The organism is Bradyrhizobium amphicarpaeae (assembly GCF_002266435.3).
Taxonomy (GTDB): domain Bacteria; phylum Pseudomonadota; class Alphaproteobacteria; order Rhizobiales; family Xanthobacteraceae; genus Bradyrhizobium; species Bradyrhizobium amphicarpaeae.
Genome location: NZ_CP029426.2, coordinates 7,011,103 through 7,025,930 on the forward strand (window position 1 = coordinate 7,011,103; position 14,828 = coordinate 7,025,930).

The 14,828-nt window shown below is 64.2% G+C and carries 14 protein-coding genes; 6 read left to right on the forward strand and 8 right to left on the reverse strand.

Annotated elements, in window-relative coordinates:
- Positions 1-11: 11 nt before the first annotated feature.
- Positions 12-290, reverse strand: a complete 279-nt coding sequence (locus CIT40_RS32845; protein ID WP_094894444.1) for a DUF3551 domain-containing protein — start codon at positions 288-290, stop codon at positions 12-14.
- A gap of 149 nt (positions 291-439) precedes the next feature.
- Positions 440-1,414, reverse strand: coding sequence for a Bug family tripartite tricarboxylate transporter substrate binding protein (locus CIT40_RS32850; protein ID WP_094894442.1), 975 nt, complete (start codon positions 1,412-1,414; stop codon positions 440-442).
- A 123-nt stretch (positions 1,415-1,537) separates the two neighbouring features.
- Between CIT40_RS32850 and CIT40_RS32855 the strand changes: the two genes are divergently transcribed.
- Together CIT40_RS32855 and CIT40_RS32860 are read left to right on the forward strand one after the other, a co-directional pair.
- A complete protein-coding gene (locus CIT40_RS32855) occupies positions 1,538-1,948 on the forward strand; it encodes a VOC family protein (protein WP_094894439.1) in 411 nt (136 codons plus the stop codon).
- Between the two features lie 232 nt (positions 1,949-2,180).
- Positions 2,181-3,761 carry an AMP-binding protein gene (locus CIT40_RS32860; protein WP_094894436.1) on the forward strand — a complete coding sequence of 527 codons (1,581 nt, stop codon included), beginning with the start codon at positions 2,181-2,183 and terminating at the stop codon, positions 3,759-3,761.
- Between the two features lie 123 nt (positions 3,762-3,884).
- Here the strand turns inward: CIT40_RS32860 and CIT40_RS32865 are convergent, their stop codons facing one another.
- From CIT40_RS32865 to CIT40_RS32875, 3 genes are all read right to left on the reverse strand, one after another.
- Positions 3,885-4,979: an HD-GYP domain-containing protein gene (locus tag CIT40_RS32865; RefSeq protein WP_094894433.1), complete on the reverse strand. Its 1,095-nt coding sequence runs from the start codon at positions 4,977-4,979 to the stop codon at positions 3,885-3,887.
- 300 nt (positions 4,980-5,279) lie between these two features.
- The gene (locus CIT40_RS32870) at positions 5,280-7,565 is read right to left on the reverse strand and encodes a xanthine dehydrogenase family protein molybdopterin-binding subunit (RefSeq protein ID WP_094894431.1); all 2,286 of its coding nucleotides are present in this window, start codon (positions 7,563-7,565) and stop codon (positions 5,280-5,282) included.
- A complete protein-coding gene (locus tag CIT40_RS32875) occupies positions 7,562-8,053 on the reverse strand; it encodes a (2Fe-2S)-binding protein (protein ID WP_094894428.1) in 492 nt (163 codons plus the stop codon). The genes CIT40_RS32870 and CIT40_RS32875 overlap by 4 nt, the downstream gene beginning before the upstream one ends.
- A gap of 507 nt (positions 8,054-8,560) precedes the next feature.
- Between CIT40_RS32875 and CIT40_RS32880 the strand changes: the two genes are divergently transcribed.
- The 3 genes from CIT40_RS32880 to CIT40_RS32890 all read left to right on the forward strand — a co-directional run bounded on the left by CIT40_RS32880 (position 8,561) and on the right by CIT40_RS32890 (position 10,553).
- Positions 8,561-9,334 carry an alpha/beta fold hydrolase gene (locus CIT40_RS32880; RefSeq protein ID WP_094894426.1) on the forward strand — a complete coding sequence of 258 codons (774 nt, stop codon included), beginning with the start codon at positions 8,561-8,563 and terminating at the stop codon, positions 9,332-9,334.
- Between the two features lie 41 nt (positions 9,335-9,375).
- On the forward strand, positions 9,376-9,717 hold the full coding sequence (locus CIT40_RS32885; RefSeq protein ID WP_094894423.1) for a hypothetical protein: 342 nt from the start codon (positions 9,376-9,378) through the stop codon (positions 9,715-9,717).
- 161 nt (positions 9,718-9,878) lie between these two features.
- Positions 9,879-10,553 (forward strand): dienelactone hydrolase family protein, encoded by a 675-nt coding sequence (locus CIT40_RS32890; RefSeq protein ID WP_094894420.1) that lies wholly within the window; start codon positions 9,879-9,881, stop codon positions 10,551-10,553.
- Positions 10,554-10,745: 192 nt separating this feature from the next.
- Here CIT40_RS32890 and CIT40_RS32895 read toward each other — a convergent pair whose 3' ends face one another.
- The 3 genes from CIT40_RS32895 to CIT40_RS32905 form a co-directional block, all read right to left on the reverse strand.
- Positions 10,746-11,489, reverse strand: a complete 744-nt coding sequence (locus tag CIT40_RS32895) for a polysaccharide biosynthesis/export family protein (protein WP_094894418.1) — start codon at positions 11,487-11,489, stop codon at positions 10,746-10,748.
- Positions 11,490-11,760: 271 nt separating this feature from the next.
- The gene (gene msrA, locus CIT40_RS32900) at positions 11,761-12,417 is read right to left on the reverse strand and encodes a peptide-methionine (S)-S-oxide reductase MsrA (protein ID WP_094894415.1); all 657 of its coding nucleotides are present in this window, start codon (positions 12,415-12,417) and stop codon (positions 11,761-11,763) included.
- 180 nt (positions 12,418-12,597) lie between these two features.
- Positions 12,598-12,915 (reverse strand): hypothetical protein, encoded by a 318-nt coding sequence (locus CIT40_RS32905; protein WP_028133689.1) that lies wholly within the window; start codon positions 12,913-12,915, stop codon positions 12,598-12,600.
- Between the two features lie 403 nt (positions 12,916-13,318).
- Between CIT40_RS32905 and rpsT the strand changes: the two genes are divergently transcribed.
- A complete protein-coding gene (gene rpsT, locus CIT40_RS32910) occupies positions 13,319-13,585 on the forward strand; it encodes a 30S ribosomal protein S20 (protein ID WP_018319466.1) in 267 nt (88 codons plus the stop codon).
- Positions 13,586-14,828 lie beyond the last annotated feature (1,243 nt).

Here is a 14,828-nt window from a genome sequence, read left to right on the forward strand (position 1 = left end):
CCGCTCTGCCCTCAATACGGAGCGACGGGCCGCCCACGCCGCTGCGGCCGCGGTTGCGCCGGCTGTCCCTGACCGTAGGCGAAGCGCGGATTGCGATCGCAATACAGCAGCCGGCCGGACACGCTGGCCTGGCATTGTTCATAGGTGCTGTAGGCGCATTCGCCGGGATAATCATACTCGCCGCCCTGGGCGCACCATGGGTACTCCCGCGCCGCCGCGGGCGTGACGGTGGCGAAGCCGGCCAGGAGCGCCGCACTGAACGTCAGCAGCACCAATTGCGTCTTGCGCATGATCCAACTCCTCTTTAGCTGGCCCGAGATACGGCGCCATCTATCATCAGGTTTCGCCGCGCGGTTTTATTCCAGATCAACGAAACAAGGCACCCAAGAAAAAAGCCCTGCCGGACGGCAGGGCTCCTATCCCAGCGATCACAAGATCGCTACTCGACCTTCAGGCCGGCGAACTCGACGACCTTCTTCCACTTCTCGGTCTCGGCCTTGATCTCCTCGCCGAACGCCTCGGGCGTCTGCACCCGCGGCTCGCCGCCGAGCTCGACCAGACGCTTGGTCATGTCGGGCTCCTTCATCAGCGCGTTGATCTCGGTATTGAGCTTGGCGATGATCTCCTTCGGCGTGTTCTTCGGCGCACCCATGCCGAACAGCGCGCTGGCCTCGTAGCCCTTGACGGTGTCGGCGATCGGCTGCACGTCGGGCAATTGCGGCGAACGTTCCGTGGTGGTGACGCCGATGGCGCGAAGCGAGCCGGAGCGGATGTGCTGGATGATCGAGGGCATGTTGTCGAAGATCACCTGCACCTGGCCGCCGAGCATGTCGGTGATCGCGGGCGCCGCGCCGCGATAAGGCACGTGCTGCATCTTGCAGCCGGTCATGGCCATGAACATCTCGCCGGACAGATGCACCGAGGTGCCGTTGCCGGACGAAGCCATGTTGACCTTGCCGGGATTGGCCTTCACGTATTCGATGAACTCGGCGACGTTCTTGGCCGGCACGTCCTTGTTGACGGTCATCACGTTCGGCACGCGCTGGAACGAGGCCACCGGCGCGATGTCGTTCACGAAGTTGAACTTGAGATTCTTGTAGAGCGAGGCGTTGATATAGTTGGCCGGGTTGATCAGCTGCAGCGTGTAGCCGTCGGGCTCGGCGTTGACGACCGATTCGGTGCCGATGTTGTTGCCTGCGCCCGGCTTGTTCTCGATCACGAATTGCTGGCCGAGCTTTTCCGAGAGCCGCTGGCCGATCAGCCGCGCCAGGATGTCGGTGGCCCCACCCGGCGGATAGCCGACCACCCATTTCACCGGACGGGCCGGATAATCGGCGGCAAGGGCCTTCGACAGCGGGGTGGCTGCAAGCGGACTGGCGGCGAGCAGGCCCAGCGCGGTACGGCGAGTGATCATCTCAAGGGTTCTCCCAGTGTTGTTCTTTAAGCCAGACAGCTTGAAACCGGCGTCGGCGGGGTTGTAACAAAGCTCGCCGCAGGCGGAAAGTGCGTGGAGCGCATCACGACGAAAGGATAAGGCATGGCGGTCAAGGTCGAAGCTCTCGATCATCTCGTGATCAATGTCTCCGACGTCGCGGCCACCGCCGAGTGGTACGGCAGGATTCTCGGCATGGAAGTCAAGGTGTTCGACCCCGGCGGCGGCAAAGCGCCGCGGACTTCGCTTCACTTTGGTAACCAGAAGATCAACGTCCGGCCGCGCGATGCCGACAAGGTGGAGTGGTTCACCGCCGACCACCAGACCGCCGGCAGCGAGGACCTCTGCTTCCTCACCTCGGCTTCGCCTGGCGAGGTGGTGGCGCATTTGCAGGCACACGGCGTCGCAATCGAGGAAGGCCCGGCGCCCAAGCAGGGCGCGCGCGGCACGCTGCGCTCGGTCTATTGCCGTGACCCGGACGGGAGCCTGATCGAGATTTCGTCGTACGAGGATTGAATCAGCCTTGGCACTACGCTCTCTGCCGTCATGCCGGGCTTGTCCCGGGCATCCACGCTCTTCGTGAGGCAAGGCGTGGATGGCCGGGTCAAGCCCGGCCATGACGGAGGAGAGAGCATTTCCTGCTGCACGCCACGCCCTCCGATTTGCTCCCCGCCTCATCCGATGGCAGGAAGACGCAATCATCGAAAGACAGCCGCCATCAAGATGCAGGCTGCACGGGAGGGCAATCATGTCACTTCAACAGACCGCAGCCGGGATCGTCGGCCCATTCGACGGGCTCGACGTGCCCTGGCTCCTGAGGATGCGCGCCGAGGTCCGGCCTGATCATCCATTCCTGATCTGGGCGCCGTTCGATGCGCCGGCGCGGCGCTGGAGCTATGGCGAGTTTCACGAGCGGGTCGGCGCGCTCGCGGCGGGGCTGGCACGGCGTGGCGTGAGGCCGGGCGAATACGTGCTCATTCATCTCGACAATTGCATCGAGGCGCTGCTGGCCTGGTTTGCCTGCGTCGAGTGTGGTGCCATCGCGGTCACCACCAACACCCGCTCGGCGCCGGCCGAGATCGCGTATTTTGCCGATCATTGCGGCGCGGTCGCCGCGATCACGCAGCCGGCCTATGCCGAGACCGTCGCTCGGAACTGCCGCAACATCCGCTGGATGGCGGCGACCTCGCACGATGCCGGCGCAGCGCCCGCGCACGGCGTCTCGCGCGGCGACAGTTTTGAATCCCTGTTCGCCGACAGTGCCGACCGCCCCAGGCGCGCGGCCGATCCACTGGCGCCGTGCAGCGTGCAGTATACCTCGGGCACGACCTCGCGCCCCAAGGCCGTGCTGTGGACCCACGCCAACGCGCTGTGGGGCGCCAAGATCAACGCCGCGCATGAAGATCTTCACGCCAGCGACGTGCATCAGACCTATCTGCCGCTGTTCCACACCAATGCCCTCGCCTACTCCATGCTGGCGACGCTGTGGGTCGGCGGCTCCTGCGTGATCCAGCCGCGCTTCTCCGCCAGCCGGTTCTGGGGCGTCGCGCGCGAGCACGATTCGACCTGGACCTCGACGATTCCGTTCTGCATGAAGGCGCTGCTCGAGCAGGAGATCCCGAAAGACCACAGCTTCCGCCTGTGGGGCACCGCCATCAACGAACCGCCGGCCTTCGCCGCCTTCGGAATCAAGATGATCGGCTGGTGGGGCATGACCGAGACCATCACCCACGGCATCGTCGGCGAGGTCGACCAGCCCAACATCCCGATGTCGATCGGGCGGGCCGCGCCGGAATATCAAATCCGCATCACCGACGACGAGGGACGGCCGACCGAAATCGGCGACACCGGCAATCTGGCGATCAAGGGCATCCCCGGCCTGTCGCTGTTCGCCGAATATCTGCACAACGAGACAGCGACGCGCGAGAGTTTCGACGCGCACGGCTTCTTCCTCACCGGCGACCGCGTCGAGCGGCTTGCGAATGGCTTCATCAAGTTCGGCGACCGTGCCAAGGACATGTTGAAGGTCGGCGGCGAGAACGTCGCGGCCTCCGAGATCGAGCAGGTGATCGCGGTGGTGCCGGGCGTGCGCGAGGCGGCCGTGGTGGCGAAGAAACATCCGATGCTGGACGAGGTGCCTGTCGTCTTCATCATCCCGCATGGCGGCGTCGCGGGCGCCGCGCCCGATCTGCACGACCGCGTGATGGCCGCCTGCCGCAACGGCCTTGCCGACTTCAAGGTGCCGCGCGAGATCAAGCTCGTCGACGACATGCCACGCTCGACGCTGGAGAAGGTGGCGAAAGCGGAGTTGCGGAAGATGGTGGGATGAAGTCGTAGGGTGGGTTAGGAATCGTAGGGTGGGCAAAGCGGAGCGTGCCCACCAATTGAGTGCGATCGGAGAAAGCTCGTGGGCACGGCGCTTCGCGCCTTTGCCCACCCTACGGCATCTCGCCTAGAACGACCCCAGCGCCACCGGCCGGAACGCCTGCAACAGCTGCTGATCGAGCTTGCCGCCCATGCCTTCCATCATCGTGAAGGCGCGCGAGTGCGTGAACGGCATGCGGTAGGCGCGTTTCTCGACCAGCGCGGCGTAGATGTCGACGATCGTCGTGAGACGCACGATGTCGCTGATCTGGTTCGACGACAGGCCGTTCGGATAGCCCGAGCCGTCGAGGAATTCGTGGTGATGCAGGATCACGTCGAGCATCTCCGGCGGGAAGCTGCCTTGCGCGGCGAGCGCGTCATAGCCGCGGCGCGGATGCTGGCGGACCTCGGCCATCTCCTCGTCGGTGAGCTTGCCGGGCTTGTCGAGCAGCGCGGAGGGAACGAAGGCCTTGCCGACATCGTGCAGCAGCGCGGCGCGGGTCAGGCGCCGCTGGTCGTCCTCGCGCATGCCGAGATGCTGCGCGAAGGAGACGGCGAAGCCGGTGACGAACAGGCAGTGCCGGTAGCTGCCGACATGGTGGCAGCCCACCGCAGTGAGCCATTCGCGCAGCGAGGAATGCTTGATCGCTTTCAGAATCTTGCTCTCGGCGGCGATCACGTCGTCGAAGGTCAGGGGCACGCCGAGCGGCAGCTTCTCGAACATCTTCGCCAGCACCGCGTGCGCGGCCTCGACGCCGCGGTTGAGCGTCTTGCCGCGATCGGTCGCGTCATAGGCGGCGGTGTCGGGGAAGGCGGCGCGGATGCGCTGGAGGATGGCATCCGCCTGGAGCGGCCGCGAGATGGTGTCGGTGGCGCCCAGCGCCCAGGCCTGCATGGTGCCGTGATGCAGGGCATCGGCGAGCACGAACAGCCGCGGCATCGCGCGATAGGCATCGCCGCGCAGCTTGTTGCGCACCCGCTGCACGCTCTCGGGCGAGCGCAGGTTGATGTCGACCACGAGGCCGGAGAGATCGCGCGAGGGCTGTTCGGGGATCTCTTGCGTCGTCACCGTCGAGACGTCGCCGACCGCCTTCAGGATGCTGGCGAGTTCGGTGCTCGCATCGCTCCGGTCGGAGGCGAGCAGGAGCCGGCGTTTGGCGGCGGTTTTGGCTGGCGCGTTCATGACTTCCCCAGAGCACGGGACTGGATTTGGCGTCAGCCTAAGCTGGATCAGGTTCTCCGGCCCTTAAGAGGCGTGCTCAATGGAACCTTCTGGAATTGCGCGCAATTTTACCGATTTGGAGCTCCAGGAGGCCGGCGACCAAAATCGCGAAAACAACCCCATGCACAGTAGAACGGCCTTGATAACAAAGGGAAATTTCGAGCGGTTTGCCGCGCCTTCCCTGTCGTGGCCCGGCGGAGGCAGGCCAAAACGAAGCCGCCGGAGGCTTGCCTCCGGCGGCTCATCTCATTCGCTCTCGCCTTACGCCTTCATACCCGCCTTCACGGCCTCCGCCGTAATCGGCAGCGCCCGCACGCGAGCGCCGCTGGCATTGAAGATGGCGTTGCCGATGGCAGGCGCGACGACGGTCACCGCGGGCTCGCCGACGCCGGTGGCCTTCTCGCCATTGGCGATCACCGCGACCGCGACCTCGGGCACCTGGCTCATGCGCAAGGGCCGATAGCTGTCGAAGTTTGTCTGCTCGATGCCACCGTCCTTCAGCGTCGCCTTCTCGTACATCGCCAGCGACAGGCCCCACAGCGCCGCGCCCTCGACCTGGGCACGGATGTTGTCGGGATGCACCTGGGTGCCGACGTCGGTTGCGACCGTGAGCTTCTTCACGGTCACCTCGCCCGAGGGAGCCACTGCGACATGGGCGACGCAGGCCGTCCAGCTCGCGCTTGCGCGCTCCTGCGACGACACGCAGGCAACGCCCATCCCCTCACCCTTCGGCAGCTTGCGGCTGCCGTAGCCGGCAAGGCCCATCGCGGCGAGCAGGGTGTTGCGCAACCGCTGCGCGCCGCCGTCGTTCTTGCCGGCGCCGTCGAGCAGCGAGATGCGGAACTGGGCCGGGTCCTTGCCGGTCGCAGCCGCGATCTCGTCGATCATGCTTTCGACCGCCCAGAAGGTCCAGCCCGGCGCCACCGAGCGGAGCTGGCCGGACGGCGTGGCGTTGTGCGCGAGCTCGTTCTTGATCGCGCGCACATAATGGTTGGGCACGGTGTAGAAGAAGTCCGCACCATTCACGGTGAAGCTGTCGAGCGGACCCTTCTTGTCGACCGAGGGCGTCAGGAAATCGGGGATTCCCCAGCGCGCGGTCGGCCAGGCCGAGACCACGTCGTGGCTGAGCGCGATCAGCTTGCCGTCGCCGTCCACGCCAGCCTTGACCCTCTGGAAGGTGAGCGGACGCGAGAAGTCCATCGTCATGTCGTTCTCGCGCGAGTAGATCACCTTCACAGGCTTGCCGACCGCCTTGGCCGCCTGCACCGCCGGCACCATCATGTCGGCATCGAGCCTGCGGCCAAAGCCGCCGCCGAGCCAATGCTGATGCATCACGACGAATTTCGGATCGATCCCGGCCGCACCCGCAGCGATCGCGCCGGAGCGCGTCGCGAACTGGTTGCCGGAATAGATGTGCAGGATGTCACCCTTGAACTCCGCGGTGGCGTTCATCGGCTCCATCGGCGCATGGATGTTGATGCTGGTGGTGTACTCGGCCTCCACCACCTTGGCAGCCGTACCGAAGGCGGCTGCGGGATCGCCGTCCTTGACGAAGAACTGGCCGGAATCCTCCAGGCCCTGAAGCCGTTTGGCTTCATCCAGCAACGACTGGCTCGACAGCTTCGCGTTCGGACCGCCGTCATAGGCAATCTTCAGCACCTGCGCCGCCTTCTTCGCGTTGGCATAGGTGCCGGCGACCGCAACCACCCAGCCCGAAGTGGTCTGGGTCTTGTCGTCGAGGATGACCGCCTTGATGAAGCCCGGCACCTTCTTCGCAGCGCTGTCGTCGACCGACTTGACCGTGGCGCCGAAGCGCACCGGCGGCGTGACGATCGCGCCATAGGCCATGCCCGGCAGCATCACGTCGATGCCATATTTGGCCGTGCCGTTTGTCTTGGAGGGGATGTCGAGCTGCGGCACCGACACCCCGATCATGGTGTACTGGTCCGGCGTCTTCAGCTTGATCGCCTTGAGCTCGTCCGGCGTGAAGGTCTTGGTCGCCTTGCCGCTCTTGACGATCTCGGCGAATGACATCTGCTTCTTGGACTTCGAATGCACGATCATGGAATCGCGCACCACGAGTTCCGAAGCCGGCTGGCCCATGGCTGCGGCCGCCGCCTCCGTCAACGCCATGCGGCCGGCAGCACCCGCCCGGCTCATCGCCTCGAAATTCATCATGGTCGACCAGCTGCCGCCGGTGATCTGCGCACCGAGCACGGGATCGTTGAACTTCGGGTCGTTGGAGGCGAGCTGCACGCGCATGTCGCTCCATTTCGCGCCAAGCTCCTCGCAGACGATCTGCGCCATGGTGGAGGCGATGTGCTGGCCCATATCGGCCTTGCCGCAGGTCACGGTAACGAGACCATCGGGCGAGATCGCATACCAGACGCTCGGCTCGAAATTGGCAGGCGCCGCAGCCGATGCGGACTCGATGCCGGGCACGCCGGCATAGCCGAGCACGAGGCCGGTCGCGGCGGTGCCGACCAGGAAGGAGCGGCGGCTGAGATCGGTCGTCTCGGGCATGATGGTCGTGATGTGCTTGTTCATGTGGGCCTCCGTTCGTTGCCGGAGGCGGACGCGGTGCGCATCTCGGATGCGGCGCGCATGATCGCCTTCTGGATCCGCGAATAGGTCATGCAGCGGCAGAGATTGCCGTCCATATGCGCGACGACCTCTTCCTTGGTCGGATTGGGATTCTTCGACAGCAGCGAGGCCGCCTGCATGATCTGCCCGGACTGGCAGTAGCCGCATTGCGGCACCTGCTCGGCGACCCATGCCTTCTGCAAGGGATGATCACCCTTGGCGGAGAGGCCTTCGATGGTGGTGATCTTCTTGCCGGCGACATCGCCGACCATGGTCTGGCACGAGCGCACGGCTTCACCGTTGACGTGCACGGTGCAAGCCCCGCACAAGCCGGCACCGCAGCCGAACTTGGTGCCGGTCATTTGCAATTGCTCGCGGATGGCCCAGAGGAGCGGCGTGTCGTTCGCCGCATCCACGGACAGACTCCGCCCGTTGATGGTGAGAGTTGGCATAGGCGTCTTCCCCTGCCGGTGCATGAAGCCGCTTACGGCGGCAACTTGTCTGACCGAAACCCACCGGGCTGGTGCCGGTCTTGGCGGCAAGAATGATCGGGTTCGGGGGCGGTGGCAAATGCAATTTGGAACGGGTCGAAACAAACCGCGTCTGCACTCGCTCGTTGTGCGCCGCGCCAACGGTGCCGACGCAGCGACTGGACGCAACAGACAGCGCGCCGCACATGTGTGCCATCACGTTGAGGCAGTTTCTTCCAGGTAACTTGGCGCTAGAGTACGATCGTTGCCGCGGGCGTCCCTTCGCCTTGTGGGAGAAGGTGCACCGTCATCGTTGCTAGAGTGAACAAGTGTCGTAGGGTGGGCAAAGCGACGCGTGCCCACGTCCGCAACGAGATGAAAAGACGTGGGCACGGCGCAAGTGCGCCTTTGCCCACCCTACGAGACTGGCCTCGCGGAGACATATGTCTCGCTACGGTTTGAGTGGAAGAACAAGAAAGGGCGGAGACAATGCCTGTGATCAATCGGGACGGCGTCAATATCCATTACGAGGTTCACGGCAGCGGTCCGCCGCTGCTGCTCACCCATGGCTGCTCATCGACGTCGGCGATGTGGCACGGGCAGGTCGACGCGCTCGCGAAGGATCACACGCTGATCCTGTGGGACATGCGTGGCCATGGCCAGTCCGATTACCCCGATAATCCCGGCGCCTACAGCGAAGCGCTGACGGTCGCCGACATGGCGGCGATCCTCGATGCCGTCGGCGCCGAGCGTGCCATCATCGGTGGCCTCTCGCTCGGCGGCTACATGTCGCTGGCGTTCTATCGGGCCTATCCGGAACGCGTCCGCGCGCTGCTGATCATCGACACCGGCCCCGGCTTCAAGAAGGACGACGCGCGCGAGGCCTGGAACGCGCGGGCGCTCGGCACCGCCGACAGGCTCGATCGCGAAGGCCTCGGCATGCTGAAATCGGCGACGCGCGAGCGCGCCACCGCCAATCATCGCGACGCCAAGGGATTGGCGCTGGCCGCACGCGGCATGCTGACCCAGCGGGATGCGCGCGTGATCGAGCTGCTGCCCGACATCAAGGTGCCCAGCCTGATCGTGGTCGGCGCCGACGACGCGCCGTTCCTGGCCGCGTCCGATTACATGGCGGCAAAAATCCCCGGCGCACAAAAGGTCGTGATCCCCGCGGCCGGCCACGCCGTCAACATCGATCAGCCCAAGGCTTTTGTTGACGCCGTCGAGCCTTTCCTGAAGAACTTGCCTCAAGAACCTGCCTGAAGAACCTGTCGGCATAGGCTAAGGCAATGGGAACCTGGACCATGATGCGAGCGATCTTCGCGGCGGGCGCGATGACGGCGCTGCTGTCTTCGGCAGTGCAGGCCGAACCATTCGGCGCGGTGCCGCCGCGCCAGCCCTTCGTCACGACCCTGTCGAACAACGTTCCGCTCGCCTTCGGCATGGATGCCGAGCAGACCGCCCGTGCCCTCGGGCAGCCGCTGCAATATGTGCGCGGGCGTCCCGGCAGCGAGATCTATCTCGCGCTGCGCAACCTCGGCGGCAGCGGCCTGATCCCGTACCGCCACCGTCTGTTCCTGCAATTCCGTCATGGACGGCTGGCAGGATGGAAGGAGGATTACGGCGAGAACTGGATGTGGGAGTAGGCGTTGCCCGTTATCCTGAGGAGCTTGCGCAGCAAGCGTCTCGAAGGATGAAAGGCCCCACTGTTGCATCTCGGCCTTCATCCTTCGAGACGCGCGAAGAGCGCGCTCCTCAGGATGAGGGGAGAGAGCAGAGTACGTAGCAACCAAGAAGGACAACCCGCGTGGGACAAGACATCAAGCTGACGGCCTCCGACAATTTCCAGTTTGGCGCCTATCGCGCCGACCCCTCGGGCACGCCGAAAGGCGCGGTGGTGGTGATCCAGGAGATCTTCGGCGTCAATCACCACATCCGCTCGGTCTGCGACCGCCTCGCCGGGGAAGGTTATGTCGCGATCGCGCCGTCGATCTTCGACCGCACCGCGCCGGGCTTCCAGTCGGGCTATTCGCCCGACGAGATCGCCGAAGCGCGCAAGTTCGTCGCCAATCCCGATTGGGCCGCCATGCTGCGCGACACCCAGGCGGCGATCGATGCGGTGAAAAGCGTGGGCCCGGTTGGGATCATCGGCTTCTGTCTCGGCGGCAGCATCGCGTTTGTCGCGGCGACGCGGCTGTCGGGACTGAAGGCTGCGATCGGCTACTACGGCGGCGCCGTCGTGCGCTTTGCCGAGGAGACACCGAAGGTGCCGACGCAACTGCATTTCGGCGAGAAGGATGCGGGCATCCCCCTGACCGACGTCGAGACCATCAAGTCGAAGCGGCCGGACGTGGAGGTCTTCGTCTATCCGGGCGCGCAGCACGGCTTCCATTGCGACGAGCGCGCCAGCTACGACAAGGCCAGCGCCGACATCGCCTGGCCGCGCAGCATGGCGTTCTTCGCAAAGCATTTGACGAAGTAACACCACCCGTCATGCGCGGGCTTGACCCGCGCATCCATCAAACGAGGCATTTTTCTCAAGTGGATGGATTGCCGGGTCAAGCCCGGCAATGACACCTCAGAGCAGGAATCGGGTGGCGGCTTCCTGCCGCCCCGCACTGGAGCTGGCCGGTCAAATCCCCGGAATGACCGAGCAAAAAAGTCGGGCTGAAATCTAGAACCAGCGCTCGCCGACGAACACGGTGTCGCCGGGGTTCAAGGGGGTGCCGAGCGGCACCACGGCGCGCATGGAGCCGCCGTTCTCGGTATGTGTGATGGTGACGACGTCGCGCTTGGCGCGGGGCGAGAAGCCGCCGGCGATCGCGACCGCGCTTTCGACCGTCATGTTCGGCACGTAGGGATACTGGCCGGGCGCCGTGACTTCGCCGAGAATGAAGAATGGGCGATAGGACTCGACCTCGACAGCGACCGAAGGCTCGCGGATATAGCCGTTGCGCAGCCGCGCGGCGATTTCACCGGCGAGCCCTGCCGGAGTGCGACCGCGTGCGGGCACGCCGCCGATCAGCGGCATCGTGATCGAACCACCGGCATCGATGGCGTAGCTGTTGGTGAGACCTTCCTGGCCGTAGACCACGACGCGAAGCTTGTCGCCGGCGTCGAGATGGTAGGAGGCATCGTAACGTGCCGCCATCGGCGCGGCGTAGCCGACCGGCATCGGTGCGGGCGAAGCGGCAAAGGAATTGCTGAGCGCGGCGATGGCGCCGCCGCCGTTGTTGGCAACGACGACCGGCTGCGGGCCGCTGTAAGGCTGGCCATAGGCCATGGAGTCGAGATCGGCGCGCGGCTGCATCACCGCGACGGGGCCGGCGGTCTGCATGCAGCCACCAAGGGTCAGCGCGGCGGACGCTGCCAGTGACGCTGCCAAGATCGACCATCGAAACGCGCGTGCAACCGGCACCGGACCAATCCCTCGAAACGAGACAAGTTAAGTGATGCACCGGTTATGGTTAATAAAGCGTTGAGGGGGGCGGGGCCGTTCTCACCCTCCCCTGGAGGGGGAGGGTCGATCGCGCGCAGCGCGAGCGGGGTGGGGTGATCTCTCCATTCGGGCACTGTTGGATGTGGAGAGACCGTCACCCCACCCCGTCTCACATTTTCGCTGCGCTCAATGTGAGCCGACCCTCCCCCTCCAGAGGAGGGTAAGGGCCGCACCCTTCGGCGACTTACGCTTACGCGCTCACACCGGCGCCGATCGGGCAGGACACGCCGGTGCCGCCGAGGCCGCAATAGCCGGCGGGATTCTTCGCCAGGTATTGCTGATGGTAATCCTCCGCGAAAAAGAATTCGCCTGCCGGCGCGATCTCGGTGGTGATGGCGCCGAGGCCCTTCGCAGCAAGCGCCTTCTGATAGAGCGCCTTCGATTGGTCGGCGGTGTTCTTCTGCGCGTCCGAATAAGTATAGATCGCGCTACGATATTGCGTCCCGACGTCGTTGCCCTGGCGCATGCCCTGCGTCGGGTTGTGGCTCTCCCAGAACGTCTTCAACAATGTCTCGTAGGAGATCTTCTTCGGATCGAACACGACGAGCACCACTTCGGTGTGGCCGGTGCGGCCCGAGCAGGTCTCTTCATAGGTCGGGTTCGGCGTGTGACCGCCGGCATAGCCGACGGCGGTGGTGTAGATGCCGTCGCCGATCTGCCAGAACTTGCGCTCGGCGCCCCAGAAGCAGCCGAGCCCGAACACCGCCTGCTCGAAACCGGCGGGATAAGGCGGCTGCAGCTTGCGGCCGTTGACGAAATGGGTGGTCGCGGTCGGAATCGCTTGCGCACGGCCGGGCAGCGCCTCGGCTGCGTTCGGCAATGCGGTGGTCTTGCGCATGAACAGCATGATCGGATCTCCGCGAAACGAGCTCTCCGTCGCCTGGGCCAGATGCTCAGGCGGCGTGCTCGCGATCAGGTGGGAATATAGGGATCTACGCTGGCGTGGGCAGCCCTGTTACGCCGCGCGTCTCGCGCGCGCTCAATCCCGGCGGGAATTGATCACTCAATCCCGGCGGGAATTGATAGCTCAATCCCGGGAATAGCCGATCAGGGGTTTCCGCGGACGGAACAGGATCATCAGCAGGATGCCGAGAATGCCGAGGACGGCGAAGACCGGCTGATCCAGCAGCAGGCGGATCACCGAGGTCCAGAGCCAGGGCGCCTTGGCCTCGACCCAGGTGCGGAATGCCGATTGGCTGGCCTGATTGATGTCGTTCCAGAACTGGCCGAACCGGGTGAATCTGAGGGTCTGGTCGGCCACCCAGCGGGCGCCGTCATAGACCATGAAGATGAACCCGCCGGCGAGCAGCAACAGCCCAATCAGTCGGAAAAAGCCGCGGATCATGCCTCACCCTATATGGTCGTCCGATCGGAGAAGCCGACAAAACGCCGCCAGCCAATAGCCGGGAGACGGCATAAATTCAACCTCTTCAGGGCGTTACGACGCCCCCTAGAGGGCCCCGGGACCGCTTTTCCAGCCTGGAAAGCGTTGACGGTGCCGAAGACCCTCTCTATAAGGGCGCCAACTGGCGGCGGGCGCAATCCTGCCGCCGCTGTTCTTTGAGCAGTTGCAGGCGCCTTGAGCTTAGGGGCTCTTTGGGCCTCAGAGACAGCCGCAAGGCTGTCGCTCATGTTCCGGGAACAGCCCAGCAACCGAACACCCTAAATCCGAGCGTCGATTACGCGGTCAAGCAAGCCGGCGCTACCCGACCAAGACGCGACCGGTTTCGCATAAGGATATTGAGACCATGGCCAATACCACCTCCGCCAAGAAGGCGACGCGCAAGATCGCCCGCCGCACCGCCGTCAACAAGTCGCGCCGCACCCAGATGCGCGGTGCCGTGCGTAACGTCGAAGAAGCCATCGCGACCGGCGACCGCGCCGCTGCCGTGAAGGCGCTGGCGAATGCCGAGCCCGCCTTGATGCGCGCCGCCCAGCGCAACATCATTCACAAGAACAACGCCAGCCGCAAAGTCTCGCGGCTCACCGCGCAGATCGCCAAGCTCGCCAAGTAACGAGACACGTAACGAGCGGAGCAACGGCGGACCCATCGGTCGGCCGATCCGATCGTACATCGCACGCGTCAAACAGCCCGGCATCGCGCCGGGCTTTTTTTGTTGCCTGTCATATTCACGCAAGCGGTCACGCCACAGTCGATCTTCGTCGGTCTGCACCGGCTGTGCTATTGTCCTTCCGTAGTTCCACGTACCGATGTCCTGCAACAGTGGAAACTTTCACCGCGTTGCAAAAACCCCTGTGCTGCGGGGCTAAGATGAATTCGCGCACGCCTGAGTTCTGCACACCGTAGATTCACCGGAACGCGCGCGGCTGTGGAGTTACCCTGTGAAACGAGACTCAAAAAACGATGTCTCGCTAATCACTTATCGACATAGCGACCGTAAGCATTTGGAAAATTCGCCGGCGCGTCCGATGCGTGACGGATTTGTAAAAATTTTTTGGCGGTGACTGAGAATTGTCACACGATGCCCGGCATTCTCGATTCTGTGCACGAATCCAGAAACTTGCTTCCGAGCCTGTGAACAACTCGCGCGCGGCGTTAACCGAGGTCAAGTTTTTTGACGCCTCAAGTGTGAATCAATTTCGTTGCGAGTCTTTCCGCATAGTGTATTCCTTAAGACGTCAGCGGCGCCCACGATCTTGAGACCAGCGCGGTATCGGAAACGGGGCGAACGTGCAAATCGGCGGCGGTGTGCACGTTGGCGACGCATCAACAAGCGATTGTCGGATCATAACCCATGGCAACATGGGAACGGTAGTTCTTTGTCTGAATGTCTCCAAGCGGGATCTTCTCGCTCGCGCCAAGCGCAAATGAGAGACATCTTGAGACTACCCCGACACGCAGGATGGCGAAGCCGAGCGGACGCCAGTACAGGGCCGGACATCCGTAGCTTATGGCGCGGCTGTCTTCAGGACACGCAGGACCTTGTCGTGAGCAATCACGGCAGGACGGGGAGGTATCATGTCTTACGGACTCAACGCGGTATTGAACTACACTTCGCATTCCAACGATGCCGTTCCAGATCCGTCGGACATCCAGCCTCCCGCGTATAGCGGAGCGCCGAGTACGCGCTGACCTCGCGACCCCTCCATCTCTGACATCGCTGATCGGACAACGGCGTTCGCGCCGAACGGTCGAGCCATGGCTGACGATGGACTCGCTTTGAGGTCGCGCCACGGCAGGGAAGCCTGCATGGCGCTCACAACGCAACCTTATCTCTCATGAGAAGTTTTTTGACG